Annotated in this window: 24 protein-coding genes; 4 read left to right on the top strand and 20 right to left on the bottom strand. The window is 36.9% G+C overall.

Translation table 11 applies throughout. The features are described from left to right. Positions 1-46 precede the first annotated feature (46 nt). From ATE49_RS10380 to ATE49_RS10345, 8 genes are all read right to left on the bottom strand, one after another. Complete coding sequence (locus ATE49_RS10380) at positions 47-652, bottom strand: GAD-like domain-containing protein (RefSeq protein ID WP_034867185.1); 606 nt, start codon at positions 650-652, stop codon at positions 47-49. Between the two features lie 21 nt (positions 653-673). Continuing rightward, positions 674-2,260: a polymorphic toxin type 15 domain-containing protein gene (locus ATE49_RS10375; protein WP_065082116.1), complete on the bottom strand. Its 1,587-nt coding sequence runs from the start codon at positions 2,258-2,260 to the stop codon at positions 674-676. Positions 2,261-2,272: 12 nt separating this feature from the next. Further along, positions 2,273-2,548: a hypothetical protein gene (locus tag ATE49_RS10370; protein ID WP_065082115.1), complete on the bottom strand. Its 276-nt coding sequence runs from the start codon at positions 2,546-2,548 to the stop codon at positions 2,273-2,275. Then, positions 2,529-3,371 (bottom strand): hypothetical protein, encoded by an 843-nt coding sequence (locus tag ATE49_RS10365; protein WP_065082114.1) that lies wholly within the window; start codon positions 3,369-3,371, stop codon positions 2,529-2,531. The genes ATE49_RS10370 and ATE49_RS10365 overlap by 20 nt, the downstream gene beginning before the upstream one ends. Positions 3,372-3,373: 2 nt before the next feature. Next, entirely contained in the window at positions 3,374-5,596 is a 2,223-nt protein-coding gene (locus ATE49_RS10360; protein ID WP_078674548.1) for a type VI secretion system Vgr family protein, read from the bottom strand. Between the two features lie 169 nt (positions 5,597-5,765). Further along, positions 5,766-6,173, bottom strand: coding sequence for a type VI secretion system tube protein TssD (gene tssD, locus ATE49_RS10355; RefSeq protein WP_034867178.1), 408 nt, complete (start codon positions 6,171-6,173; stop codon positions 5,766-5,768). Positions 6,174-6,338: 165 nt separating this feature from the next. Then, positions 6,339-6,995: a VOC family protein gene (locus tag ATE49_RS10350; RefSeq protein ID WP_065082113.1), complete on the bottom strand. Its 657-nt coding sequence runs from the start codon at positions 6,993-6,995 to the stop codon at positions 6,339-6,341. A 17-nt stretch (positions 6,996-7,012) separates the two neighbouring features. Next, positions 7,013-7,636: a helix-turn-helix transcriptional regulator gene (locus ATE49_RS10345; protein WP_065082112.1), complete on the bottom strand. Its 624-nt coding sequence runs from the start codon at positions 7,634-7,636 to the stop codon at positions 7,013-7,015. Positions 7,637-7,831: 195 nt separating this feature from the next. On the opposite strand from ATE49_RS10345, the gene ATE49_RS10340 reads away from it, so the two are divergent. From ATE49_RS10340 to ATE49_RS10330, 3 genes are read left to right on the top strand one after another with little or no spacing between them, the layout of a single operon-like run. After that, on the top strand, positions 7,832-8,458 hold the full coding sequence (locus ATE49_RS10340) for a superoxide dismutase (protein WP_059153940.1): 627 nt from the start codon (positions 7,832-7,834) through the stop codon (positions 8,456-8,458). A 51-nt stretch (positions 8,459-8,509) separates the two neighbouring features. Beyond that, positions 8,510-9,010 (top strand): DUF2480 family protein, encoded by a 501-nt coding sequence (locus ATE49_RS10335; protein ID WP_065082111.1) that lies wholly within the window; start codon positions 8,510-8,512, stop codon positions 9,008-9,010. A gap of 42 nt (positions 9,011-9,052) precedes the next feature. Continuing rightward, positions 9,053-9,592, top strand: coding sequence for an NADPH-dependent FMN reductase (locus tag ATE49_RS10330; protein ID WP_065082110.1), 540 nt, complete (start codon positions 9,053-9,055; stop codon positions 9,590-9,592). Positions 9,593-9,619: 27 nt separating this feature from the next. Here ATE49_RS10330 and ATE49_RS10325 read toward each other — a convergent pair whose 3' ends face one another. The 12 genes from ATE49_RS10325 to ATE49_RS10270 all read right to left on the bottom strand — a co-directional run bounded on the left by ATE49_RS10325 (position 9,620) and on the right by ATE49_RS10270 (position 24,884). Continuing rightward, positions 9,620-10,012 carry a VOC family protein gene (locus tag ATE49_RS10325; protein WP_065082109.1) on the bottom strand — a complete coding sequence of 131 codons (393 nt, stop codon included), beginning with the start codon at positions 10,010-10,012 and terminating at the stop codon, positions 9,620-9,622. Between the two features lie 90 nt (positions 10,013-10,102). Continuing rightward, a complete protein-coding gene (locus ATE49_RS10320) occupies positions 10,103-11,449 on the bottom strand; it encodes a DUF3526 domain-containing protein (RefSeq protein ID WP_065082108.1) in 1,347 nt (448 codons plus the stop codon). Between the two features lie 3 nt (positions 11,450-11,452). Then, positions 11,453-12,901: an ABC transporter permease gene (locus tag ATE49_RS10315; RefSeq protein ID WP_065082107.1), complete on the bottom strand. Its 1,449-nt coding sequence runs from the start codon at positions 12,899-12,901 to the stop codon at positions 11,453-11,455. A gap of 11 nt (positions 12,902-12,912) precedes the next feature. Further along, complete coding sequence (locus ATE49_RS10310) at positions 12,913-15,387, bottom strand: TonB-dependent receptor (protein ID WP_065082106.1); 2,475 nt, start codon at positions 15,385-15,387, stop codon at positions 12,913-12,915. An 11-nt stretch (positions 15,388-15,398) separates the two neighbouring features. Then, on the bottom strand, positions 15,399-16,100 hold the full coding sequence (locus tag ATE49_RS10305) for an ABC transporter ATP-binding protein (RefSeq protein WP_065082105.1): 702 nt from the start codon (positions 16,098-16,100) through the stop codon (positions 15,399-15,401). A gap of 155 nt (positions 16,101-16,255) precedes the next feature. Continuing rightward, positions 16,256-16,612, bottom strand: a complete 357-nt coding sequence (locus tag ATE49_RS10300) for a hypothetical protein (RefSeq protein ID WP_059325545.1) — start codon at positions 16,610-16,612, stop codon at positions 16,256-16,258. 238 nt (positions 16,613-16,850) lie between these two features. After that, on the bottom strand, positions 16,851-18,665 hold the full coding sequence (locus tag ATE49_RS10295; protein ID WP_065082104.1) for an IucA/IucC family protein: 1,815 nt from the start codon (positions 18,663-18,665) through the stop codon (positions 16,851-16,853). Then, a complete protein-coding gene (locus ATE49_RS10290; protein ID WP_065082103.1) occupies positions 18,662-19,246 on the bottom strand; it encodes a GNAT family N-acetyltransferase in 585 nt (194 codons plus the stop codon). Before ATE49_RS10290 ends, ATE49_RS10295 begins: the two co-directional genes overlap by 4 nt. Further along, positions 19,224-20,558: a lysine N(6)-hydroxylase/L-ornithine N(5)-oxygenase family protein gene (locus ATE49_RS10285; RefSeq protein ID WP_065082102.1), complete on the bottom strand. Its 1,335-nt coding sequence runs from the start codon at positions 20,556-20,558 to the stop codon at positions 19,224-19,226. Before ATE49_RS10285 ends, ATE49_RS10290 begins: the two co-directional genes overlap by 23 nt. Positions 20,559-20,572: 14 nt before the next feature. Beyond that, complete coding sequence (locus tag ATE49_RS10280) at positions 20,573-22,105, bottom strand: pyridoxal phosphate-dependent decarboxylase family protein (protein WP_065082101.1); 1,533 nt, start codon at positions 22,103-22,105, stop codon at positions 20,573-20,575. 192 nt (positions 22,106-22,297) lie between these two features. After that, positions 22,298-23,479, bottom strand: a complete 1,182-nt coding sequence (locus ATE49_RS10275; protein WP_065082100.1) for a glycoside hydrolase family 130 protein — start codon at positions 23,477-23,479, stop codon at positions 22,298-22,300. Between the two features lie 25 nt (positions 23,480-23,504). After that, positions 23,505-24,884: an MFS transporter gene (locus ATE49_RS10270; RefSeq protein WP_065082099.1), complete on the bottom strand. Its 1,380-nt coding sequence runs from the start codon at positions 24,882-24,884 to the stop codon at positions 23,505-23,507. 215 nt (positions 24,885-25,099) lie between these two features. On the opposite strand from ATE49_RS10270, the gene ATE49_RS10265 reads away from it, so the two are divergent. After that, positions 25,100-25,978: an AraC family transcriptional regulator gene (locus tag ATE49_RS10265; protein WP_059344747.1), complete on the top strand. Its 879-nt coding sequence runs from the start codon at positions 25,100-25,102 to the stop codon at positions 25,976-25,978. Positions 25,979-25,981: the final 3 nt, after the last annotated feature.

Raw genomic sequence — 25,981 nt, 5'->3', positions numbered from 1 at the left:
AAAACTGGACAACAAGATGCTTTTAATGGTTTGTAAGTTACAGATACTAACCTAAGTCAATAATCTTACCTACAGACTGACCAATCACCTCTATATACGATTTTACATCTACAATCTGTAAGTTATTATTTGAAGCTTTCCCACCTAAAGATAATGCTGGAACATAACCGTAGCATTGACCATATTCTAATTTTGGCATTTTTCCTTTAATTTCTAAAAATGCTTTGGAATCAAAGTAGTCTTTATGGCCTATAAAATATTCATCAAAAAAGACATCTAAAGTTCCTTGCATTGAATTTAATGCACGGCTCTGGCACTTTCTAATATTTATTATTTTCACTCTATTCCCTTCATCTTCAGAGATAGTCCAGTTTTTATTTCCCTCCCATATTAATAAATCCCCAAGTGCAGTGTATCCAAAAACAATCGATGGCTCTAAAAGCTTATCAATATAATCGAATACAAACTCGAACTCATCAGGATTTATCAATTGAAGAAAACCATCTTCATAAATACCAAATCCCATAGTCTTCCAGATATTTATCAATTCATTTGGAAGGATATCCGTAAATTTATTTATGATACCAGAAGATACATCGCTTTGTTTTTTGTAATTATTTATGTTTTTTTCTTCAAATGTTAATCTTTCCATTTTATATTTTTTTATTTAAAGTTAAAATAAATCTACATTCATTATTTCATCATCGGGAATATCACTGATTTTTTTTGGTGGTATACCAAATTCTTTTTTTAATTGGTCTTCTATAGATTTTGCTCTGCCTTTATCCCATTGACTACCAATGGATGAATTTACTCGGCCATCTCCCATTCCGGTAATTTGATCTACCTTCCCTCCAGCTATTCCATCGGGATTATGTAGGGCGGCCTGTCCTTTCATTGATTCTTTTGCTGCCTCTTCAGCTGCTTGAGGAGACATTTTTTTGTTAACAATATTATCTTCTATTCTCTTTGCTATTTCTTGTTGTCTGTAATTATCCCGCGCTTCTTTTGCCCTTTTTGCATAATCCTTTTTATCTCTTTTGACAAAATCTTCTCGATTCTGCAACCAATCTTTAGTTTTCATTTTATTGATTGCATCTTGCTGATCTTGTAGTTGTTTTTTAAACTCAGCTTCAAGTTTCACATCACCAGCGTGTTTATCACTAATTTTGAAAGGAGGGTTTGCTTTTTTCGGAGCAGGCTTCGTAACAACCTTAGCAATGTCTCCACCATCATGCTTTGCGAGTTGTTCCATAACTTCTGCTGTTGTTCTTTTGCTGGCAGCTTCAAGCCCCTCTTTAGCTGCTTTTTCTGTGCCTTCTTCTACAGCTTCTTTAGCTCCCTTTTTAGCGGCAGCTTCTACTCCCTCTTTCAGTGCTGTTTTGGTACCTACTTCTAAAGCTTCTTTCCCTGCTACTTTTGCAGCTGAAACTCCAAGAGAGGAGCCTCCTGAATAAACGGCTGCAGCAGCATCAGGAATAAACTGACCTACAGCATTTCCTAATTCTCTTGGATTCTTCTGAACCCATTGAGCTCCGTCGGATATAGCTTTTCCCCAATTATCACCATTGCTGGCCCAATTCCAGGAATCATTTGCCATATTGGTCCAGTTTTCACCTTTACTAGCCCAGTCTACGGCATCCGATCCCATTTTCCATAAGGCCTCGCCAGTTCCTATAGGATCCTGACCAACCTGATAAATAGTTTCTCCTAAACCAACAACGCCATTTACAGCTCCTTCAACTAAGCCTGATCCTAAATCATTAAACCAATCTACAGCACCGGTTACTGGCTTCATCCAGTCTGGTAAAAACTGATCTCTTGCTTTTCTATTTTGTTTTTCCTGCTCCGCAAGCCAGTCAAAACCTTCCTTTATATAATCGGTTGGCATTTTGCCCTCACCTACACCAAATTGTACGGCTGCAGATCGATCAAAAAATATATTAATCTTTCCTCCAAAAATACAATCACAAAAGGAATCTTCCAAGAGCATTCTGCTTCCGTTTATTTTTACCCCGTCTTTTGGTTGCTGCCAGCCGGTAACAATTGTTGGAAGACATGAGACTCCTGTTGCCCATTTTAGAGGGTTGGTACAAAGTCCCATTGGCTTTATATTAAAGAAAGGAATGAAATCCAGTTCCGAAGCCATGGGTACTCCATATATTGTTGTGTTTTTATTGTTGCTTACCCTCAGAGTTGAAGGGCTGGTTCCTTTGTCGCATGCTAAAAAAGCACCTTCGGGTACATATTTTTTTGCCATAATGCGATTGTTTTAGGTGTTAATTTTATCTGAGGTTATTTTCACACTTTTCATTTTTCTGAAACGGTTTTCCAGTTTGTTCAGATTTATTTTGGTTTCCAAAATAATTTTGCCCGGAATTTTTAAAGCTTCAGAAATATTGCACTCACTTATGTTACATAGGTATTCATCATCAGCAAAAACATACCACTCATTTGTATTCGTACTAATTTCCAAAGCATTATTATCGTCAAAAAGAAGATAATAACGGTCATTTTGGAATACAATATCAATTAGCTGAATTGTCATGAGTAATTGCTTTTAAAATATTTTTTTCCTCTCTGTATAATGTACCGGGAATCTGGGCCAAAGACATACACATACTTTGTTCGGACCATGGCCATTCTTCCAAAAGATAGCGCTCTATATAATTAAGTTCTAAAAGAGTTGGTATACGTGGTCTGTTTTTCAGAATACGTATCATCGCTGTTACTTTATCTTGCTCAAATTTCTTTTCATCAATGTTTCCCTTTACATCAATCTGATACTTTCCATTTTCTAATTCTGAAATTTTCTCTTCCGTGATTATGGGTACATTTTTCGTTGCAATAAAATTGGGTAGCTCACGGTAACCAGTTGTAATTTGATTTTTTTTAAATTCTTTAAAGTGAATACCCGGAAAAAGAAGTTGATAAGGCATCGTAAAGCGCAGTGCATCCGCAAGGCGCTCACCGTTTTGCAGAAGCTCTTCTACTCCTTTTATAAAGAAATCTCTGTATTTTTCATCTCGGTGTTTTAGAATAACCTTAGGCTTTATTTCTTTCCATTTTTCCTGAATATCTTCCAGGTTCTGAATATTTCCTAATTGCCCGTCCTCATTTAGAGTACATATTATATTTTCTCTTAGTTCATAAAGATCTCCTACCCATTTATACATTCCGTCTTTATTGGATTGCTTATAAAAGGGCATTTCAACTCTAAAAACTGGAATATTATTATCATAAGAGACTAAGGTTATTTTTAGCTGGGCTTCAATATAATTTTCATTATGGAGACCCTGAAACTGATAGCGTTCCTCTCTTATAAAAGCATATGTCCGATATTCGCCTCTGTTTTCGATATTAATTTGCATAATTATCCTTTATTAATTTCTACATCGGCTCCTGTAATATTTGTTGGGCCGGAAGATGTAGATTTTATATTAGCAGCATTGCTTTTAATATCGGCATCTATTTTAATTCCCGGATTAGCTCCTGATTTTCCTAGCTCTGTTGTATCACTTCCAATAACTTTTATGTTCAATCCTTCAATTGTAATATCACCACCTGTAGTCAGGGTAATGGAGCTGCTTCCCGTTTTTATAGTAATAGTAGTATCACATTCTAGAGTTATTTCTCCGGCGCTATTCATAGATAACATGGAGTTTGCACCTCCTCCTTCTTTACCTCCTACATTAATTGCGCTTGCAGCACCAGCGTTAATAACACTATTGCTGCCTGCATTCACGGTATGATTGGTGTTGGTATTAGTTGTTGCATTTCCGGCCCCATCGAATTTCATATTTGCACCACCTTTATCGGTTAGGAATACAGAACCTTCACCATCGTGTAGCTCTAGCTTATTGCCACTTTTACTACTTAAACTTTTAACATTATTTCCCTGACCGCCGCCACCGCCAACCTGACCGTGGAACATAGATCCCATAACGAAAGGTCTGTCAGGTAACTGGTGCTGGAAGCCTATCATTACCTGGTCTCCAACTTCAGGGATAGACATGAAGCCTCTGTTTTTGCTTACTTTGTCACTCCCTCCTGCGTCTGGTGTCATTACTCTGATCCAGTTTGTAGTATCGCTTCCCTCCTGCCAGTCGAACTGGACTTGCACCCGCCCCTGGTTCAGAGGATCGGTATTGGAAATTACTTTTGCAACCTGCGCCTCAGATTTTGGCATTTTAAATTCAGGCCTTGGAATAAAACCTGTGTCAGCAGCAATAGCTTCGAAATAACCATTGTAATAACCTCTGGCATCTACTTCATGTGATACCTCAGTGATCATTAGCTTGGTAAAATAGGACGTTTCAGTTTTTCCGGATTTTCTCATTTCTATATTGGCAATACAGCCAGGATAGAGAAACGGGACTGTTGTTGTTCCGGATGTTATGAATACATCTACTGCTTTGCTTCCTGCTGTTCCTTTCTGGGAAGCATTGATATCCATTGAGGTAGATGCTTTTATAGGAGCAAGTCTTAATGCTGGTGTTGTAAAGGTTTGTTCAGAAATATTATAGGCGCGTTTAGCAATGTCAGATTTGTGATCTATTACCGATTTTCCGGTAGTCAGTTTTTCATTTTTGCTGCTGTTATATCCATAAAATGAGGGGTTTACATGCTGAGCCCTCATTTTTATTTTTATATCGTTTATATTACTACCGTATTTTAGAGTAATAGGCTTTTCCTGTGGTGGGAGTTCTCCAAAATGCAGTACTTCCCCATCATAAAAAAACTGTTCTCCATGGGCCTCCGCCATACGGGACAAGTAGTTATAATGTGTTTCTTCGTATTGTGCGCTATAATCCAGATTTCCATATTTTGCAGCGATACGAAAATCATAAAGCCCCGGATTGATTCCTTGCTTTATAACATAATCTGCAATACTATTAAGGCTTATAGGTTGTGGACCTCCAAAACTCTGGGTATGTGGAGCTGCATCCAGTAAAGCTGTAGGGCTGGATCCCTCTACTACAATATCTCCAAGGCTGCCTTTTTCCTGACTGAATCCTACTTCTGTGATAACTCCTACGAATGTTCTTTCTGGTCCGTCTTCAACATCTTTGTACCTGAAAACTACTGTAAGACGTTTTCCTAAAAATTTTTGGACAAATTCCAGTTGATAGCTTTCTGCCTCCTGTACTGCATCATGAGGAAGCATAAGACTGAAAGTATGGTGCTTGGAAGCACTTTGGGTGAGTTTGAAATGTTTAAAATTCTGGATAACTTCACCATTGATTACAACGAGTAGCTTTACGACCCGGTTAATTCCCTGTATAGCACTTTGGGGAAAAGCTTCTACATTATGAATTTTTGATGTGGGTTGTTTTCCCCATAAGTTATCGGTTTGTTCCCCTAGCAAGGCTGTTTTGGAGCCACGCATTTTAGCGTAATTACCTGCTTCAGAGATTCCATTGGCGGCTTTACCTAACGTTTTTCCAACTTTGGAATTTATTTGTGATAATTGCTCACCAGCTTTTTCAGCTATTTCTTTCCCAACGCCATCTTTTAAAGAATCCGGATTAATTCCTTTTCCCTTTGAGCTATTAGATGATATAATATTCTTTTTATTATTTTCTTCCTTAAACATGATTGTATCATTTGGTGTTTGTATTAAGTAGGTGTAAATCAGGATAAAAATTATCTCCTTGTATATATAACGTCTAAAGCGTTATTTTTCTTACTCAAATAAAAAAAGGCAAAATAGCGCACTGCTAACAATGCGCTATTAGTTAAAAATTCATATCAGAATTTATATTTTAGTTACCTGGCCAGATACCATCGTAAGCACCACCACCATAAGTGATTTTTTCAGCGCTGATAACGAAGCTCACCAACATGTTGTTGCTGTCGATAGCATCAAAGTCAACTTCGTGCTGGATTACATATCCGTTTTCCCAGTTAAGTTTGATAAGAGTTCCTTCCTCATGAGATTTGTTGAATGTAACCTCACCTGTAGTTGGTTTGTATTTACCATTCAATAAAGATTCGATGATGTCAGATTTTTCAGTTGCTTCTACAGTGATTTTGATAATCGCGTTAGAAGGATCAGAAGCAACTCTACCTGAAACGTCAGTAGAACGTGCTACGCTGTAGTTAAGTTTTAATACTTTTTGGTCAGTACCGTTGTTGAATTTTAAGATAGCTCTTGAATTGTTTGCAGCCATGATTTCTAAGAATTTAATTGTTAAAAATATTTTAGTGTTTCCTTATTCTTGGTACACCAAATTTATATGACCTTTTTCAAACAATAACGAGAGTTTTTGTTTATTTCTAAAATTGTAGTAAAATTACTACAAGAGTAATTTTATGATTTATAATGCTTTATAGTATTAATTGAAATCAAAACTTAGTTCAGTTTCACCTGTTATAATACGGGCTTTTACTTTGTGTTTCTCTGCTTTATTTTCTGTTGGATACCAGTTTCTATTCGGGTCTACAATAATAAGTAAACCATTATCGTTTCCTAATACTACAAATTCTTCTGTTTTCGGGCCTTTAACAAAATAATCAATTCCTGTTTGTTGAGTAATCTGTTGGGCTAAATTTAGCGGATGATCTGTAACTATTCCGATCTCACTGATGTTTAGTATACTTTTAGATGAAAATTCGGCATCGGAATTATTATTAAGATCTGTCCGGCCTATAAATTCAACAAGATTTCCGTTGTTGTCATAGAAATAAACTGCCTGTGCTCTCCAGTTATCGAAATTTGTAATAAGATGAGTCTCCGGATTTCTAATGAGCTCAATTCTATTATAGGCCCATATAATTGCTTCTTCAGGTTGATTAGCAGGAATATTAAAGGCGAAATGATATTTGAAATCATCCTCACGGTCATTTTTTTCAAAAGTGAGAACTGAGTCACCCGTACGAAACGAAACTGAAAGTTCTGTTTTTGCAATAATCTCAAACTGAAGTTTTTCGGAATAAAATCTTTCTGTTTCAACTAAATTATGGGTCTGTAAAATAAGTTCAGAGATTATCATCGGATTTATTTTGTTGTTTATATTTTCTCGATTTTATAAGTACAGCGTTTGCCGCTGTCTAATATATATTCTGTTCTTTCTATATTATATTCAGGACCAAGCAGCTGTCTGAAGTTGTTAAGTTCCGATCGGCAAAAACCCTGGCATTCTGTTGCGGCAGCACAGATGGGGCAATGATTTTCTATAAGATAATAAGTGTCTTCATCTTTTTTCCATTCTGCCATATAACCTTCTTCAGAACGTTTCTGGCTCAGTATTTTTAATTTCTGATCCAGTGTCTCTGCTCCATTTAAAGCTTTATCATACTTTTGGTAAACAATTGCCTCTCTGTCTCCAATAAGCAGATTTAATGCATTTTCTCCTAACAGGTTTTTTACTGATTTTAGCAGCTGTACTGTAATATCTGCATGGCTGTCCGGAAATTTGGCAATTCCCTTTTCAGTGAGAGAATAGCTGACAGAAGGTCGGCCTACTCCTCCACTTTGCACATTTGCTTCTACAAGTCCGTCTGCAGACAAATTAAGAAGATGTTTTCTGGCCCCTTCTTTTGTTATGTTCAATTCTTCTGCAATAACAAGAGCAGTTGCCTCTCCTCTCATCTTCAGAAGCATTAATATTTTATCTGTTGGATTTTTTTTCATTTAGCAACATTTAGTTGTTTTATTTTTATCTGTTACAAAGTTAGTAGTTTCTATTTATTAGCTTTTATATCTGATATCAGATATTGATAGATATTTTAAATTATTTCATTTTATTTAATAAAACAACTTTTTAGTTGTTTTATTGTTTTTCTTCTTTTACTTTGCCACAGATTAATAACAATAAAAAACAACGTTATGAGTACATTTCAGTTACCAGAACTTCCATATGCATATGATGCTTTAGAGCCTCACTTTGACAGCGAAACAATGAAAATTCATCATCAGCGTCACCATCAGGCTTACGTGGACAATCTGAATAAAGCTCTTGAGGGTAGTGATGGAGAAGGAAAAAGTCTGAAAGAAATTTTACCAGAAATTAGTAAATACAGCCCTGCTACAAGAAACAATGGTGGCGGACACTATAATCACCTTTTGTTCTGGAGTATTTTATCACCAACTCCTAAAACGGAACCTACAGGCAAATTGGCAGAAGCAATCAAATTGACTTTTGGCAGTCTGGATGCTCTGAAAGAGGAAATAAAAAGAGTTGGTTTGGGACAATTTGGTTCCGGTTGGTCATGGCTATTTGTGAAGTATAACGGTTCTTTAGGAATTACAGGAACAGCTAATCAGGACAATCCGCTAATGGATACACAATTGGTAAGCAGAGGATTTCCTATTCTGGGAGTAGATGTTTGGGAGCATGCCTATTATCTTAAATATCAGAATAAGAGAGCTGACTATCTGGATGCTTTCTGGTCTGTCCTGAACTGGGAAATTGTGGAAGAAAACTACGAAGCTGCGTTGGCAGAAATTAAATAATACAAAAGCAGCATTGTGCGAAACAATCAGCGTTATCTGTAAGAGTTTGTAATGACAGGGAATATTTTTATAAACAAGGTTGAAGCATCAGGAATCATAGCATTTGATTTAATTGATTATAAGCCGGATATCGAGATCATTGAATTCGATATTAAAGATTATCTTTACATGGAGATGATCGTGAAAGAGAAAGAATTCAGAAACTCGATGTCTCAGATTGATTTTACGTACTTCAAAGGGAAGGCTGTAGGCATAGTTTGCTCAGCGGATGCTATTATCCCGCCTTGGGTTTACATGGTACTTGCTGAAAAATTTCATGACAATGCTGTTTATTTTGATTTTAAGGATATAACTTCCATTGAAGAGGATTTATGGAAAGAGAATCTGCTAAAGGCCGATGTATCTTCTTTCACCGGACATAAAGTGGTGGTAAGGGCAAGACCGGATATACCGCCTGCACTTTATATGCTGGCTACGAGCCGCCTGAAACTTTTGGTAAAAGTGCTGATGTATGGTGAAATAGGAATGCCTAAAGTAATTTTTAAAAACTAAAAAGCCGATATTCGGGAGAATATCAGAATATATTATATACTAATGAAAGCAATAATATTTAACGGAGCACTGGAAAGAAAACCATTGTCTACCTCCGGAGCACTTTCGGATTATATTTCGGAAAAACTGAAAGAATCTGGTGTGGAAAGCAAAATATTCAATCTTGTAGACAGCGGAATACCATTGTATGATACAACATTGAAAAATGTGCCTCATGGTGTAGAGGTTATGAATGCATTGTTTCTGGAGGCAGATGTTCATTTCTGGCTTGCCCCTCTTTATCATGGAAGCATTCCTGGGGTTATGAAAAACTGTCTTGACTGGCTGGAAGTAAGTGCTAATAATGCGCAACCTTATCTTACAGATAGAAAAGTAGGATTGGTTTGCTGGGCAGATGGTGTACAGGCCATGCAGGGAATTAATGCTATGGATGCTATTGCAAAGTCATTAAGAGCATGGACACTGCCCTTTAGTGTACCGATTGCCAGAGGCAGCCTTTATGAAGAAGGACAATCAGGTGTGATATCTCAGGAATATAAAAATAAACTGGACCTCCTGATTAAAATTGCTATAAAAAAATAATTGCGGTGTAGTCTGTTGGCTATTAAATTATTCGGTGATTTCTATAATATTCTTTTCCGGATCAAGGACTACACTTTCGTAATATCCATCACCTGTAAGTCTGGGAAAACCAACGATAACATATCCATCTGCTTCAAGCTGTTGGGTTAGTTCATCTACTTTCTCCCTACTTCCGAGGCTAATAGCAAAATGAATGATTCCCATAGTTTGTTTCTCATAATCATGTGTAGACTTGGCAATATCAGGCCTCTGCATCAGTTCTATTCTACAGTCTCCGTCCGGAAAGCTTAAAAAATAGGACTGGAATTGTTTTAAAGAATTGATATATTTTTCGTTAGAGACAGCACCGAAATATTTTTCGTAAAAAGATTTCATAATTTCCAAATCTTCTACCCATAGGGCAATATGTTCTATTTTCATATAAGCTAAAATTAGTAAAAAGAATTAGTTCCTTTATTCATATATTTCTGTTTAAATGCAAATAGCAGCTTTTAAAGCTGCTATTTGTTTTTATAGTATAGGCTTTCTGAAATTCTGTATTGTGAGTATACCTAATAATAGACTAAAGACAAATAAAGGTCCGAGCATTGCCCACCAGTTGGGCTGAAAATCTTCATGATAGTTTTCCGGCCGAAAGGAATCCCAGTTTAGATTACTTACCGGCTCATCGGCAAAAATTTTAGGATAGAAATAAAGGCGCATTTTCTCATGAAACTTACCTGTGGCTTGCATAAACTTTAACTGATTGCTAAGTCCTGATTGGGTAAGATCATTGAACTGAAACTGGGTGTGCAGTCCCGGTATGAAAAAAGAAAGGCTCCTGCTCATTTTTTCACGCTCCCATAATTTATGGACCAACTGATCAGACTGTGCTTTGGATTCATCGTCTCCCATTTGCTGCATAGCGTAGTACCATAGCCAATTAAAGCTCTCCTTTGGATATCCAAAAGAAGAAAACTGAGGATAATGTTTATAAAACTTCTCCATAGTTACCTTTTTATCTGTGTCCCATTTTGCATGATAACCCTCTCTTTGTTCTATTACTGTATCCAATGCTTCTGGCAGCGGATATCTATTTATAATAAAATTATTCAGAAGTGCAGGTAATACAATAATTAATATAATCCAGAATGAAAGAAGGCTTGCCGCATTGATACTGGAATTCTTCTTCATAGATACAATCCAGAAGCTTAGCGCGAACCAAAAACTCAGATAGAACAGAGCCACTGAAACAAAGCCAAAGAATGCTGTATTAAAAGACAGATCAAGAATTATGAAAGCCAGAATCATTAAGACCATAAATACAGCAATGACCGAAAGAAAACGTACCAGTAACTTTTGGAAAAGAATCATTATCGGCTCCGGTGACTGTACAGATACCAATATCCAGGTACTCTCCTCTTTCTCTTCAGATAGCAGATTATAACAGAACGAAATAATAACTAATGGAAAAAGAAATATAATGACAAAACCCAGATCCAGATTTCCAAAAAGCAGACTTACAGGATTGTTGAGATCGGTATCATATTTCTGACCTTCAAGATTTCTGATAGTGAGGCTTTGTACAGATGGATTAATATCACGTTGTCCTACAGAAAGAGCATTTAGGTTATCAGTATTATTTACCAGTCCAAACTTTAGGTAATACAGGAGCAAACCTGCTTCTTTGTCAAAATATTTGACATAGCGCTGTATATGATCCTGCTGATATTTGGCTGTATGTTCAATATTGTTTTCTTGTTTATCTATAAACTGTTTACCAATATAGATACTCACTATACCCGATAACAGTAAAAAAGCCAATCCAAGGTAAGCTGACCGGGAGCGGAAGAAGTTTTTGAATAATAATAGATACATAGCTTAGTATATTTTTATTTTTTTAGATATAAAATGAATTAAAAGTAAGAGGCCAGCTACCCAGATAATAAGAGATAATATGGCGATTATTTCATTTTTGAACAGATCTTTTTGTCCAATAAAGTGATATCTGAAATCAGGCATTTCTTTCCAATGATCTTTACTTATAGTGTATGGCTTATCTGTTGCTCCCTGCTTTTTGTTACTGATGTTTTCCATTTGCAGTTTATTCATCAGTTGGGCTAGCTTATAGCGATATGCTTCTACCTGCTCCTGATAGCTGACATAGGAATTGAAGTCTGAGCCGGTAAGTGCCATCGATAGATTTCGGATAGCCAGAAATGGGTTGATAAATGAGAGATAAGTACTAACATTATTTTGCTTTTCGTAGATACGTAGCTGCTCGTTCCAGTATTTATTATAGATACCGGCACTTATTTTTTCACCCTCTGCCATAATATAGCCACTGTAATTAAAAGGTAATTCCTCTACTGTTGCTACTTTATAAGTTTTTAGCAAAGAATCTTTTATCCCTTTATAGTGTATATCATCAGGATTATGACTGTCTCCGGCTTTTATCAGTTCACTTTCCACCCGTGTATCAAAGTCTATTTTAGAAGGCGCCGGATGTGTATAGCTTCCAAATGCCTGTGCTGCTCTTGGCATAATCACAATAAATAAAAGCCAGATACTGATTAACTTTATTAAAGATGATTTTGATGTTTTACTTGTAGCTGAAACCAGTACACATACCAGACAGATAATAAAGAAATAACCAAAATAACTAAGGATAATCCATAATAACCGTTTTACCTCATCTATACTAACTTTGAAGCCCGTAAGAGATAACCAGAGAATTACAGAAACTATAATTACAGGAAAGTACAATAGACTTGCTATGGATAATAATCCCAACATTTTTCCAGTCAAAAGTTCTTTCCATTTTACCCCCTGACTCAGAAGTACCTTCAGGGTATTGTTTTCCCTTTCCGCAGAGATACAGCTGAAACCCAGAAAAAAGATAAATAATGGAACCAGGATCTGAAGAATCATAGCAATACTGATTTCTCCAAATCTTAGCATTCCCGATGAAAAACCAGCTTCCGAAAAGTTTGCTGTATTTTGTTTATGTGCTTCCAGAAATACAGAATTTCCGGTATAACGCTCTAGACCTGAATCAAAAAAACTTAGCGGATATCTTGGGCGGAATATCAGATAGCCATAATGGGCCATTCTGTGTGGATGTTTATCCGGTTTGCTTTCCCATTGTTGGCGTACTTCATGCTGATGTTCAGCTCTTATTTCCTCTTGTACCGAATAGTTTTTCCAGCCCGTATAAGCTGCAAATACAAATAAGCAACTAAGTAAAACGAGTAGAAAGAGGATCCCTTTATTTTGTAATGACTGTTTCCATACTTGTCCGGAAATCAGCCGAATGATATTTTTTCTCATATAAACAAGATTTAGAATTTATAGGTTGCGGTAAGCATTGCATTTCTGGGCGCTCCGGGGAAGAGTCTCAGATAATTCTGTGCTCCCAACCAGTAGGTTTTGTTAAATAGATTATTGACATTCAGAGCCATTTCCAAATGCCCTTGTTTTGGAGTGTAATAGATTGCAGCATCTAAAAGTGTATAATCAGGAACTAAAAACGAACGGTTATACATCGGGACTTTATTTCCGCTATACTGAATACCAAATCCAATAGCAAAGTCCTTCATGATGCTACTCTGACTAAAACTATATTTCTGCCATATACTGGCACTATGAAATGGTGTGTTTTGTTTTCTGGCACCTACTAATGCAGGATTGGTATCTTCTACAATTTTAGCATCGTTATAACCATAAGTAGCATAAACCTGCCAGTTTGGTAGAATATAACCGATGATATCCATTTCGAATCCCCTGCTCCTCTCCTTTCCTCTTGTAACTAATAAATCAGGATTTGAAGGATCATTAGCATTTAGCAGAATGTTTTTCTGGATAATCTCATATATGGCTAGATCGATATGAATTTTCTTATTGAAAAAATCTGCTTTCATCCCGACTTCCTTAGAGTTGCTTATCAATGGCTGGAAAGCACGTCCGGAAGGAATTGTTATCGGGGCCAAAGAAGCTGTATTGGATTGCGGCTGAAAACCTTCAATATAAGAAGCGTATACATTTATTTTATCATTCACGGTATAGGTTAGTCCTATTCTCGGAATCAGCTTTGAATCTTTTACAACAATTTCATTGTTCTCCTTGTAGTTTGTTATATCCTGAAACCATTCCTGTCGAAGACTTAGGAATAGATTGAACCTATTCCACTTAATCTGATCTTGCAGATAAAGTCCCCCGGAAGTAATTAATGCAGGAGGTAAAGCTGCCTTGGCAAATATATACTCACTTGTATTTTTTATATTATATACAGGATTCACCAGATTGAAGTGTTCTACATTTGGCTTTGGCATTGTAATACCATCTACTGTAATCATTTGATAGGCATCAGCATTCTTTGGATCGTAAGAGGGTGCTGTTTTTCCGTTGGTCAGTAGGTATCCCCTTGCTGTATTTTGTGCTCCGCCTTTGTGCTTATGAGTGCTGAGGTAATCATAGCCTACCAGAACCTTATGTTGCAGGGGACCAGTTTTTACATCAAATGTCAGATAAGTATTCAGATTATCAGTATTCCAAAATTGATCGCGCTGTACCATCTGCATTGCAGCAAGTGTAGGAATAGGTTTATTATCCTTGTCTACTGCAAAAGCATTGGTTGTTCTGTGCTCCTGTAAATCTTCTTTCCAGGTTTGCTTCATATAAGAAGCATTGATACTAATCTTATCAGTAAACTTATGTGTAAAATTAGACATAATGATTAATTCCTTCGATCTGAAATAATCATTTACTGCACCCAGATTAAAACTTATAGGCGTACTACGAAGATCTGTAGCTCCATCTTTTGCTCCGAAGATAGGCTGTCCCCTGTCTATTCTTCCATTAGAATCATTGTAAATCATCTCTACATTAATGGCAGTCTTATCATTTGGGATATAAGAAAAGGATGGAGATATTAATATTGCTTTTTGAGACTGCAAATCTCTGAAGCTTTTTGCTTCCGAATAAGCAGCATTAAAACGATATAATAATGTTTTATCCTGGTCCAAGGGTCCGGTAAAATCCATTGTTCCTCTTATTGTACTAAAGCTGCCTGCACTTATACTAACCTCTCTCCTTGTTGTTTTTAGTGGTTTCTTTGTGATCAGAACAATGCTCCCTCCGGGATCGACGCTTCCCATAGTAGCACTTGCCGGCCCTTTTATTACTTCTATCTTTTCCAGATTACTGGTAATTGGCTGCATAAAATAATACTGTCGGGTGCGCATACCGTTGATAATAGTTCCTTCTTCATTCTGCGCAATACCACGGATGCTAAACTGGTTATAGTAACTTACAGGCGTTACACTACTTGCCATCTTCACTGCATCGCCCAACTGATATGCTTGTTTATCAGCCATTAGCTCCTTACTTACGGTTGAAATGGAAAGCGGAATATCCTTATTATCCGCAGCGATCTTGGTAGCAGTGAAAGAGTAATCACTGTAATACTTTTTGGAAGAACGTCCCAGGATTTCAACATTTTGTATTTCGTTCGCCTGTCTGAAAAGCTGTATAAATATTTTAGAGGTTGTACTGTCTATTTTTATTTGATGATTATAACTGTCATATGCCTTTGCATTCGCTCCAATATGATATATGCCTGGCAGGATTCCGGTGACAATAAAGTTCCCCTCCTGATTGGTAGTTGTTTTATATTCTCCTTCTTTATTTTTAATGATGATATGTACATTACCAATCTTCTTTCCATCCTGACCAGTGACCTCACCCGAAAGATTTTCCTGTGCACAGATCTTCACACTGGATATTACCAGTGTGGCTGTTATATATAAATACTTCATGTATTGCGGCTTTAGATCGTTTCCAGATAGATTTTCTGTAATTCATTTGCCGTAACAGATTCAGCATCTATTGTATGAACTAATGATCCCTGCTTCATTATTCCTATTCTGGAGCCTACATTTACTGCATTAAAGATATCGTGGGTTGCCATCACAATGGTTTTGCCCTGTGCAACAAATTCTTTACAAATCCTAGTAAATTCTGCTGTTGCTTTTGGATCCAATCCGGAAGTAGGCTCATCCATCAGGATAACATCGGCATCTTTAGCGATTGCAATGGCAATCGCTACTTTTTGGCGCATTCCTTTAGAATAGGCAGAGAGTCTTTTATGGTGTGCAGATTCCTGTAAGCTGGTTCTTTTCAAAAATCCTGTAAGCTGTTCTTTCGAATAATTAAAACCAGCCATTTTACTAAAGAAATCCAGATTTTCTATTCCTGTAAGATTAGGATATAACTGAACTACTTCAGGGATATAGGCAATGTATTTTTTAGTCCATTCATCGTTGAGGTGTACCTCAGCTCCATTGATCAGCGCTTTTCCGGAAGTTGCTTCCAGAAAGCCTAAGAAAATATTAATTGTAGTGGTTTTGCCGGCACCGTTTTGACCCAGCAGGCAGAAAACTTCTCCTTTTTCTACGGATATATTAAGATTGCTTAGTGCAGTTACATTATTGTACTGCTTACTAAGCGCTATTGCTTGTAATACTGACATCGAAAATATTATTATGTCTCCTCTGTGTACATACCGACAACGTAATAGGCTTATACCTGAGAGGTAAAAGCTTTAAAAGTCAGTATAAACAGTGGATGTGTTATGTAAATAAGAATTGTAGTCAGCAGGATATGCTGACGTCATTTATTTGAATATCATAATAATACCGGCGGCCCTCTTACAGCTAAAGAAAAGAATTTTGAGAAAGAAAATTCCGGAACAAAAGACGATATTTTGCCGCTAAATTTCCCGGAATAAGAATCCGGAATAAGAACAGCTTTATTCCCCTCTTCTCCAATAAGCTTATGATGACAAATAGGACACTTACCGTCACATGAAGATGCTGCTTTTTTTAGGTTTGCATCACCATGTTTTGCAGTATGCTGAATTCCGTTGGTGTCGAAGTTATGGAAAAGATGGTTATGTAAGTATTCTGCCGGAGAAACAGCAAAGGCATATATAGCTATAAAAATAGCGGTCAGAAAATTCTTATAATGCCTGCTTACCTTCAACTTTTGGGGTTTGTTATCCGTTAATGGATGATTAGAGACTTCAATTTTACAAATTTAAGAGGGATATACCAAATTAAATTTTATCAGTGGTTCTATTTCAGGGGATTTACCGAGCATAAAAATTAAATATAATCCGGATAAATTATAAAAATTGAATTAACTTTTATAAACAAAAGCATTGCAGACTAAAACCGCCTGCAATGCTTTCTTAGATATTTCAATTATTTTGGGTAGTGTATTACACCAATTCTCTTTTATAAATATGAATCGGATTATCCAGCATCCCTACGAACTGTAAACTATTAATTGGGTCTTCCAGGTTTACCATTTGTTTATTGTTTTTTATTTGTAAGCGGTTCAAACAGCATCTTTTAAACTGTGGCTCGAATATATCGTATTTTTCAAATTTCTCTTTCAGATGAGGTCTCTCTTCCTGATATGCTATAATCTTATCAGCAACTAACCTCCAGAAATCTTCATCTTTGAAGTCTGCCTGATCATGGAGAAGAGCAGATAAATATCTCAGGAAGCAGTCGAATACATCAGTGAAAATATAAGTTAGTTTAAAATCGTCCGGAACTTTTATGCCAATACGGCTAGTCTCACCCGGAAGTTTGATATCTCCGTTTAATACTGCAATCTCTTCTGCTATATCCTTCATAATAATCTTCACCGGAGTGTAATTTTCCATAATCAGAATCAGATTCTCTCCGTGTGGCATGTATACAAGATCATATTCATAGAAGCTATGTATCAAAGGCATCAGATAAAGATCGAGATATTTGCTTACCCATTCTTCTGCTGTAAGACCCGATTTCTCAATTAATTCAGCAGCCAGAGAATAGCCATTATTATCGAGATGAAGCAGAGCGGCCATTGTCATAAGACGTTGGTTTTCGTTTACGAAAGGCATTGGGCTTTCCCGCCATAATGCTGCCAGCATTTTGGTATAAGGTGTATTATTATTCTGAAGTGCTTTTTCATAATATTCGCTTCGGTAGCCTATTGCAGCTATTTCTTTTAGGATAATAAAACCTTTTTCCTGAAGGTATACATCGCTTTTTACCAAGTCGTCCACCCACTGATTAATAGCCGGAGTAGCTTTCATATAATAAGGTGAAAGACCTCTCATAAAGCCCATGTTTAGAACAGACATAGCTGTTTTTACATAAAATTTATCCGGATTGCTTGTATTGAAAAAAGTACGGATAGACTGTTGTGCGCGGTATAAGTCTTCTGCCTCTCCCAATAATACAATATTTCGCAAAGCTATTTCGGAAGAAAAAGTCGGATTCATTTTGTTATACCATTGCCACGGATGGATAGGCATGTAATAGAATTCTTTGGCATCAAGATCAAGATCTTTTAGCTTTTGACTGAATTTTACTAATGTTTCGGGCGAGAGTTCTTGATTCATTAACTCATCATAACTAAGGCTTTCAACAGTTGAAAAATTGCAGCGATCCTTTTTTACAGCAATCCATAACAAGCGAAGCTCATTTTGTGATTCTGGAGCATATTTGTAGTAATCATCTGCATCGAAGCCTATTCTACCATTATTGGCTATAAAAGTAGGATGTCCGGTTGTCGACCCTTCTATGGTCTGATAGTCTGCATCTGCCAGGATACAGGAATTGTTCTCACGATTCATTACCTGTGCTCTGGCATATAACGTACTAATCAGCTCTTCTATGTAAACTGGAAGTATCTCTTTAGAAAATTCCAGCTCTTCTTTGAAATCCACGATGAGGTGTATAAGATCTAACGGAACTTCTTTTCCGTTATGTGTCTTTTTTATTGAATGTACATCTATAGACCAATGATCTAAAATCCGCTTTTGTGCTTTGAAGGTATAAATGATCTCTCCTTCTGCGTGTTGCGCAGGAAGCTGATAGTAACCCCATCCATTCTTTTCATAGATTAATTGCGGTTTAATAATCATTTCATGGGCAAATTCAGCCAAGGCTTTCTGAATAAGATATAGATTTGCCTTGGCCCAGCTTTCCGGAGTAAGGTGTTCTATTGTTTTTTCGGGACTTATTATTTGGTTCATATTATTTGATTTTGTAGGGCGTTTTTAAATTGTTCTCTGGTGCAAAACTCCAGATATGCTTCTTTTTCCAGTAGTTGTATTTTTTTGTAGCGTGTAAACCCGGCTTTCCGGTTAAGTTTGTGAACTTTCTCATTTCTGACATCAGGTTCTACTACAACACGTTGGATTCTATGGTCAGAGAATAAAAACTCCATGATGGTCTGAAATACACTCCATGTGAAAGATTTTATTTTTCTGTCTGGTGGTGCCACTAATATATGCATACCACAATCTGAATCTTCAACGTTATAAAACTTGCTCAGGACATGTTTTGGATGATAGCATTCCAGTAAAAAGCATGGCTCACCCTCAAAATATCCCATACAGATGTAATAATCCTTTTGTGCCAAAAGATATTCATAGGCTTCGTAGACTTGCTCTGTAGTTGTATCAAGCATTTGCCAGTATTCAGCATATTCCTGATTTACCCAGTTATGAATAACAGGAACATGCTCATCCAAATCCAGAGGAAAGAGTTCAAAGTTGCCTAATCCTTCTATATTTTTTGAAAAACAGGTTTTACTTTGAAATACTGGTCTCATATTGTTGTACTTTGGTTAGGTTTTCATATACTCCGAATTTCTGGAACGCAATCTGCTGCTCCACGTGATAAATATCCCTGCCGGTAATCTCTCTCAGGATATAGGAATTTCTGTAGCATCCCATACCTAAATCTGGCGTTACAAAGCCATGAGTTTCCAATTCGGCATTCTGAACAAAAATTTCATTGGCATTTTTGTCTATACTGTAGTTACGCTGTACATTGAATTTTTCAGTGGACTTCCAGTCTATTCGATCATTAATACCATCTAAGAAAGCTGGTAATCGGTATTTGTAACCTGTGCACAGTACCAGTCCGTCGGTTTCAAGATGGAAACTTTCCTCCTGCTCGGAATGATAGAATTCTAAATCAATAATCCCTTGCTTGGTGTATTTGGCACCAACACATTCTGAATTGGTTAAAAGATTGGTTTTGAAATCAGCAGTAAGTCTTTTGGTGTAGAGCAGATCAAAAATATCATTGATCAGACTTTCGTTAATCCCTTTGTAAAGGGAATTTTGATTTTTTAATAAAGCTCTTCTTTTTTCAGCAGGAAGACTGTAGAAATAATCAACATATTCAGGTGAAGTCAGCTCCAGAGTAAGTTTGTTATATTCCATCTGGAAGAAATGAGTGGAGCGTGTAATCCAGTTGAGTTCATATCCGTAAACATCTATTTCCTGAAACAGATCATAATATATTTCGGCAGCACTCTGCCCACTTCCTATAATGGTAATTGCTTTTCGTGACTGGAGTTCTTTCTTTTTATAAAGATATTCAGATGAATGTGCTGCGAGATCTTTTACCGGATGAAAAAATGAAGGCATATACGGAGTTGTTCCGGTACCTAAAACGATTTTTCTTGTTCTGTAACTCTCTACAGTATCTTCTGTTTTGTTATATACTTTTACCAGATAATTGCCTTGTTCCTCATCGTACATAATATCTTCTACATTATGACTGAATCGAAGGTTATCCAATTTTTCTATAGCCCACTGACAATACTGATTGTATTCATTCCTTAGCAGGTAGAAATTCTCACGGATATAGAAAGAATAGATTCTTCCTTTTTCCTTTATATAATTGAGGAAGGTAAATTCGCTGGTAGGATCAGCCATTGTTACTAGGTCGGCAATGAATGGTATCTGCAGAGTTGTGTCCTGCATCATCATACCTGGGTGCCAGTCGAAACGATCGCTGCGGTCGAAAAATAAAGTATTGAGATCTTTTACAGGATTTGCGAGACAAGCCATACTGAGGTTGAATGGTCCTATTCCTATTCCTATTATGTCGTATATTTTTTCCTGGGTCATGATTTGGTGGTATTTTATATAAGGTTTTTAGGTTGTTCCTCTCCTATTTCCTGGATCAGATTTATTATTTTTTGTATTTCATCAATTGTGGTCATGGGATTGAGAAGTGTAAACTTCAGGTAGAATTGTTTGTTGACCTTAGTTCCGGCTACCATCGCTTTACCACTGTCGAAGACTGCCTGCTTTATTTTCTGATTTAGTTCTGTTAATCTGTCTTCAGGAAAACCCGCCGGAGCATATCGGAAAACCAGAGCGCTGATTTCGGGGCTGTTCAGAGTTTCGAAGTTTTCATATTCATTTAGCAGATAATAAACTTCTTTTGTCAGATCAATAATCTCGTCTATATAACTGCCTAGCTTTTCTTCTCCAACGGTTCTTAAGGTAAACCAGAATTTCAGCGCATCGAATCTTCTTGTCGTTTGCAATGATTTTTTTACCAGATTCGGAACACCAGAAGTTTCCTGATCTTTTGGATTTAGGTAGTCTGCATAATACTGAATGAAACTAACATTGTTGTGATCGCGCATCAAAAACATGCTGGCACTTATTGGCTGGAAGAAAGTTTTGTGCAGGTCAATAGTACAAGAGTCAGCGTTTTCCAGACCAGTCAATTTGCTGCGGTGCTGGCTGCTGAGTAATAAACCTCCACCATATGCTGCATCTACATGGAACCACATTCCGTTTTCCTGAGCGATTCTGCTGATTTCCGGAAGCGGATCTATAGATCCAAAGTCTGTTGTTCCTGCTGTACCTACAATTGCAATTGGTAAATTGCCTTTTCCTCTTTCTTCATATAAAAGTTCTTCCAGTTTTCGGATATCCATTTTATAATCCTGATCTACCGGGACACTGATAATCGCATCTTTACCGAGTCCCAGTATGCTGGCTCCTTTGTTTAAGCTAAAGTGACTTTTTTCTGAACAGAATATTCTGAATTTTTTTGCTTCTGCAGGAAGACCATGCTGATCAGGTATGATATTATAATTTTTTTTGATATAGGCATCTCTTGCAATTAGTAATGCCATTAGGTTGGACTGTGTTCCTCCACTGGTAAACACTCCGTCGAAGCCCTCAGGATACTTCATTTTTTTTCCCATCCATTCAATAAGGCGAAGCTCTATTGTCGTGGCACCAAGACTCTGATCCCAGGTATCCATGGAGCTGTTGATGGAACTGATAATCATTTCTGCTGCCAGTGTGGGAATTAATATTGGACAGTTAAGGTGTGCAACATAGGAACTGTGATGGAATGCAGTTGCATCATTGATGTAGATATCACATAATTCGGAAAGACATTCTTTTACAGATATCGTTTCACCGCTGTTAATATCTACAAGATTCATTTTGTTTTTATTCCGCTGAACAGAAGTATCCCCTAATGGCGTCTGTCGGGTTTGCAAAAAGTTTGTGATTACCTCCAGTGTATCTTGCACTGTTTTCTGGTAGTAGTTTATATTTTCGGGTGTCCCATGGAAGATATCCATGTATTCGGAGCTGCCCCCTTTCAATACCTTTCGATAAGGTATTGTTTCGAATTTTGTTTCCATAATGTCTGATTTGGTATAAATTTTATCAGACCAAATGTATGTTATTTTTATTTAATCTAAATTAATACAATGTTATGATTTTTATCATTCTGTTAATTTAGATATATCAATAAGTATAGAATTAAAGGCCTCTGAAAAGAGGCCTTTAACTAGGAATATGAATGAAAAGTAAGTAAATTATATGATTCAGTTTTAGCTTTTAGCAGATAAATTGTTTTTGATAATAGTATTGAGTGTTTCAACAGATGTTGCTGATCTGAAGCCATCTTCCGGAGTATTGACTACATAATCCATCAGTTTATCAATGGTTGAAGTGGCAACATGTAAACGGGTATCTGATGAGGCATAATAAATAAATACAGTACCATCATTATCGGAAATCCAACCGTTAGAAAATACGACGTTAGAGACATCACCTATACGTTCTTCAGCTTCCGGGGCCATAAAGTAACCTGCAGGCTTATGAATCACCTGTGTAATATCATCCAGACTGGTCATAAACATATAGAGAACATAACGAAGGCCGGCAGCTGTATTGCGCACACCATGAGCCAGATGCAGCCACCCTTTCTCTGTTTTTATAGGCGCAGGACCTAACCCGTTTTTAGCTTCGTAAACAGTATGATACTTTTTCTGATCAATCAATACTTCTTCGGTGACTTCAGCATTCTCCATACTTTTGCTTAGTCCCAGTCCTATTCCGCCACCAGTTCCGGCTTCTATAAAGCTATCCTGGGGACGTGTATAGAATGCATACTGCCCATTTATAAATTCAGGATGCAGAACAACATTGCGTTGTTGAGCCGACTTTGTTTTTAAATCTGGTAAGCGTTCCCAGTCTTTTAAATTTTTAGTACGTACAATACCGCACTGTGCTATAGCAGCAGACTGATCGCCGGGAACAGCTTCCGGGTCTCTTCGTTCTGTACAGAATAGTCCATAAATCCAGCCATCTTCATGTTGTACAACACGCATGTCATAAATATTGGTATCCGGTATATCTGTTTCGGGGATTGTAATCGGATAATCTCTGAATCGGAAACCATCTGTACCATTGTTACTTTCTGCCACAGCAAAAAAAGATTTTCTGTCATTCCCTTCCACTCTTGCAATAACAATATATTTATCGTCCAGCTTCAAAGCTCCGGCATTAAATACAGCATTTATACCGAAACGCTCCATTAGATAGGGGTTTGTAGATTTATTAAAATCATATTTCCAGAAAACAGGCGCATGATCTGCTGTCAGTACAGGATTTTGATATCTGTCGTAGATACCATTGCCCAGGGTTTGTTGTTTTGTGTTTTCTTTTAAGATAAGGTTTTCATAGGTCTCGTTAAGGGCCTTTTTTCTTGTCTCGAAATATAAACTCATAGAATTAAGTGTAGGTTATTATTTTTTAGTTTCGTTTTTGTTTAAGATCCTGTTCTATAATCTTCATTTGCTTTTCGTGTAGCGGATAAAAAATGATGAAAATCATCGAGATAATTGCAGCAGTGGCGGGTAATAAACTTAGCATTAGTTTAATACCTGTCTGTGCAAATGCTGTTTGCAGAACATTTGCCTGAAATCCAAAGAATGCCAATAAAGCACCACTTGCCCATCCGCCAATAGCCCATCCTAATTTCTGAGACATTGAAGATGCTGAAAATACAAGACCTGTGGCTCTTCTGCCTTGTTTCCATTCGGAGTAATCAGCAGTATCTGCATACATAGACCACAATAAAGGAAAAATACTACCCGCACATATACTGATGATAAACTGTAACGTCAATACTCCGGTGATACTATTTTTCCCTAAGAAGTAAAAAAGTATACTGAAGATAGCAGCAAAAAGCATAGCAAAGAAAAATGTTTTCTTCTTGCCTATTTTATTGGCCACAGGAGTTGCAGCAATAACACCTATAATGTTTGCAGCCTGCCCCAATACAAGGTATACTGTTGTTAGGGAGATCTGCATTCCGAAAAAAGAAAACATATCTGTATCGGATTTATTCAGGTAATATTTGAAATAATAGATGGCAACTCCATCTCTGATTGTATTGAATAACAATGTAGCAATACCGGCTCCCAATAATATCCACCAAGGCCTGTTTGCAAAAAGGTCTTTCAGATCATTTTTCAGTGTGGAATTATTTTCTTTTACAGGAATTATACGTTCTTTGGTCCCTGCAAAGCATAATAAAAATAAGATCGAAGCTATAATACCAAAAACGATCATAGCATATACCCAGCCCATTGCAAATGTAAGCGTTCCATCTCCGAATATTTTTACTAAAGGTTCTATCAGCCACAATGCAACAAGACTGCCTATAAATGCAAAAACCATTCTGTAAGAAGCAAGTGCTGTACGTTCTTTAGGATCTGAAGATATAACTCCGAGTAATGATGCGTATGGCACATTGATGAGGGAATAGACCATCATCATTACCGAGTAAGTAATATAGGCATAGACGAGTCTGCCATTTTCAGTAAAGTCTGGTCTGAAAAATGTGAAAATGCCCATTACTGCAAATGGTATAACCATCCATACCAGAAACGGACGGAACTTTCCCCACCTTGTAGATACACGGTCTGAGATAAGTCCGACGACAGGATCGAAAAAAGCATCCCATACTTTGGTAACCAGAAACATGGTACCGGCAGTAGCTGCTGTGATGCCAAATACATCAGTATAAAAGAAGAGTAAATACATGCTGAAAATTTTCCAGAACATGGACGATGCTGCATCGCCTAATCCATAGGCAATCTTTTCTTTTACTTTTATTTTTTCATTCATGAATCAGGCTGTTATCGGGATGATAAAAATAGTACCAGACGGAATACGAACATAATACTTTTTTGACATTAAATAATACAAAATAATCAATGTATAAATAATGTTAATTGTGAATGCGCATGAAAATTAAATTATTTATAATTTTAAGTTAACAAACTGTTTTATAATTATTGATACTTTTATGACCTGCAAATTAATTACTACAGAATTTGGCCATGCTTAATAATCTGCTCCGGGAAATAATACCACTAACACCAGGTGACTGTTTCACTATTTTTACCCGTGTAAAGTCGGACTTCGACTTTCCACTTCATAGTCATGAAGAAATAGAGCTAAACTTTATCCATAATGGTAAAGGTGCAAGAAGGATTATTGGAGACCATATTTCGGTAATAGATGATTACGAACTTGTAATGATCGGTCCCAATCTGCCGCATATGTGGGAAACTTATGAGTTTGAAGGCAAAGAGATGACGGAAGTAACAATACAGTTTCATAAGGATTTTCTGGACGAAAGATTCCTGAACCGAAATCAGATGAGTTGCATGCGGAAAATGATAGAATTATCCTCCAGAGGAATATTATTTTCTAAAGAAGCAACTCAGAAAATAATGCCACGTTTGCTAAACCTGGATCAGAAGCAGGGATTTAATTCCGTTTTGGAATTGTTATCGGTGTTGCACGATCTTTCTACATCCAAAAATATGCAGACACTGTCTGATAACATCTTCTTTAATCAGGAATCTTATAACAGCAGACGAATTCAGAGGGTAATGGAATACGTTAACCATCACTTTCATCAGAATATTTCTTTAGGTGAAGTTGCCAAACTTGTGAATATGACGGAGATGTCTTTTAGCCGCTTTTTCAAAAGACGTACAGGTGTAACTTTTATGGACTCGTTATTAGAATGCCGGTTGGGAAATGCATGCAGAATGCTGATTGACACAACCCAGTCTGTTTCAGAAATTGCTTATCACTGTGGTTTTAATAATATTTCCAACTTTAACAGGCTATTCAAAAAAAGAAAAGGCTGTACGCCGAAAGAGTTCCGCCATGATTACAATTTTTACGGAAACCGTAAATTTATCTGACTC

The sequence above is a fragment of the Elizabethkingia miricola genome (assembly GCF_001675285.1).
Lineage (GTDB): Bacteria > Bacteroidota > Bacteroidia > Flavobacteriales > Weeksellaceae > Elizabethkingia > Elizabethkingia miricola.
This window is presented reverse-complemented; position numbering and strand designations above follow the sequence as displayed.

What these genes read in the sequence shown, in the direction of transcription:
- ATE49_RS10380 (WP_034867185.1), bottom strand. Translation starts at nt 652, where the DNA reads ATGGAAAGATTAACATTTGAAGAAAAAAACATAAATAATTACAAAAAA.
- ATE49_RS10375 (WP_065082116.1), bottom strand. Translation starts at nt 2,260, where the DNA reads ATGGCAAAAAAATATGTACCCGAAGGTGCTTTTTTAGCATGCGACAAA.
- ATE49_RS10370 (WP_065082115.1), bottom strand. Translation starts at nt 2,548, where the DNA reads ATGACAATTCAGCTAATTGATATTGTATTCCAAAATGACCGTTATTAT.
- ATE49_RS10365 (WP_065082114.1), bottom strand. Translation starts at nt 3,371, where the DNA reads ATGCAAATTAATATCGAAAACAGAGGCGAATATCGGACATATGCTTTT.
- ATE49_RS10360 (WP_078674548.1), bottom strand. Translation starts at nt 5,596, where the DNA reads ATGTTTAAGGAAGAAAATAATAAAAAGAATATTATATCATCTAATAGC.
- tssD (WP_034867178.1), bottom strand. Translation starts at nt 6,173, where the DNA reads ATGGCTGCAAACAATTCAAGAGCTATCTTAAAATTCAACAACGGTACT.
- ATE49_RS10350 (WP_065082113.1), bottom strand. Translation starts at nt 6,995, where the DNA reads ATGATAATCTCTGAACTTATTTTACAGACCCATAATTTAGTTGAAACA.
- ATE49_RS10345 (WP_065082112.1), bottom strand. Translation starts at nt 7,636, where the DNA reads ATGAAAAAAAATCCAACAGATAAAATATTAATGCTTCTGAAGATGAGA.
- ATE49_RS10340 (WP_059153940.1), top strand. Translation starts at nt 7,832, where the DNA reads ATGAGTACATTTCAGTTACCAGAACTTCCATATGCATATGATGCTTTA.
- ATE49_RS10335 (WP_065082111.1), top strand. Translation starts at nt 8,510, where the DNA reads ATGACAGGGAATATTTTTATAAACAAGGTTGAAGCATCAGGAATCATA.
- ATE49_RS10330 (WP_065082110.1), top strand. Translation starts at nt 9,053, where the DNA reads ATGAAAGCAATAATATTTAACGGAGCACTGGAAAGAAAACCATTGTCT.
- ATE49_RS10325 (WP_065082109.1), bottom strand. Translation starts at nt 10,012, where the DNA reads ATGAAAATAGAACATATTGCCCTATGGGTAGAAGATTTGGAAATTATG.
- ATE49_RS10320 (WP_065082108.1), bottom strand. Translation starts at nt 11,449, where the DNA reads ATGTATCTATTATTATTCAAAAACTTCTTCCGCTCCCGGTCAGCTTAC.
- ATE49_RS10315 (WP_065082107.1), bottom strand. Translation starts at nt 12,901, where the DNA reads ATGAGAAAAAATATCATTCGGCTGATTTCCGGACAAGTATGGAAACAG.
- ATE49_RS10310 (WP_065082106.1), bottom strand. Translation starts at nt 15,387, where the DNA reads ATGAAGTATTTATATATAACAGCCACACTGGTAATATCCAGTGTGAAG.
- ATE49_RS10305 (WP_065082105.1), bottom strand. Translation starts at nt 16,100, where the DNA reads ATGTCAGTATTACAAGCAATAGCGCTTAGTAAGCAGTACAATAATGTA.
- ATE49_RS10295 (WP_065082104.1), bottom strand. Translation starts at nt 18,665, where the DNA reads ATGAACCAAATAATAAGTCCCGAAAAAACAATAGAACACCTTACTCCG.
- ATE49_RS10290 (WP_065082103.1), bottom strand. Translation starts at nt 19,246, where the DNA reads ATGAGACCAGTATTTCAAAGTAAAACCTGTTTTTCAAAAAATATAGAA.
- ATE49_RS10285 (WP_065082102.1), bottom strand. Translation starts at nt 20,558, where the DNA reads ATGACCCAGGAAAAAATATACGACATAATAGGAATAGGAATAGGACCA.
- ATE49_RS10280 (WP_065082101.1), bottom strand. Translation starts at nt 22,105, where the DNA reads ATGGAAACAAAATTCGAAACAATACCTTATCGAAAGGTATTGAAAGGG.
- ATE49_RS10275 (WP_065082100.1), bottom strand. Translation starts at nt 23,479, where the DNA reads ATGAGTTTATATTTCGAGACAAGAAAAAAGGCCCTTAACGAGACCTAT.
- ATE49_RS10270 (WP_065082099.1), bottom strand. Translation starts at nt 24,884, where the DNA reads ATGAATGAAAAAATAAAAGTAAAAGAAAAGATTGCCTATGGATTAGGC.
- ATE49_RS10265 (WP_059344747.1), top strand. Translation starts at nt 25,100, where the DNA reads ATGCTTAATAATCTGCTCCGGGAAATAATACCACTAACACCAGGTGAC.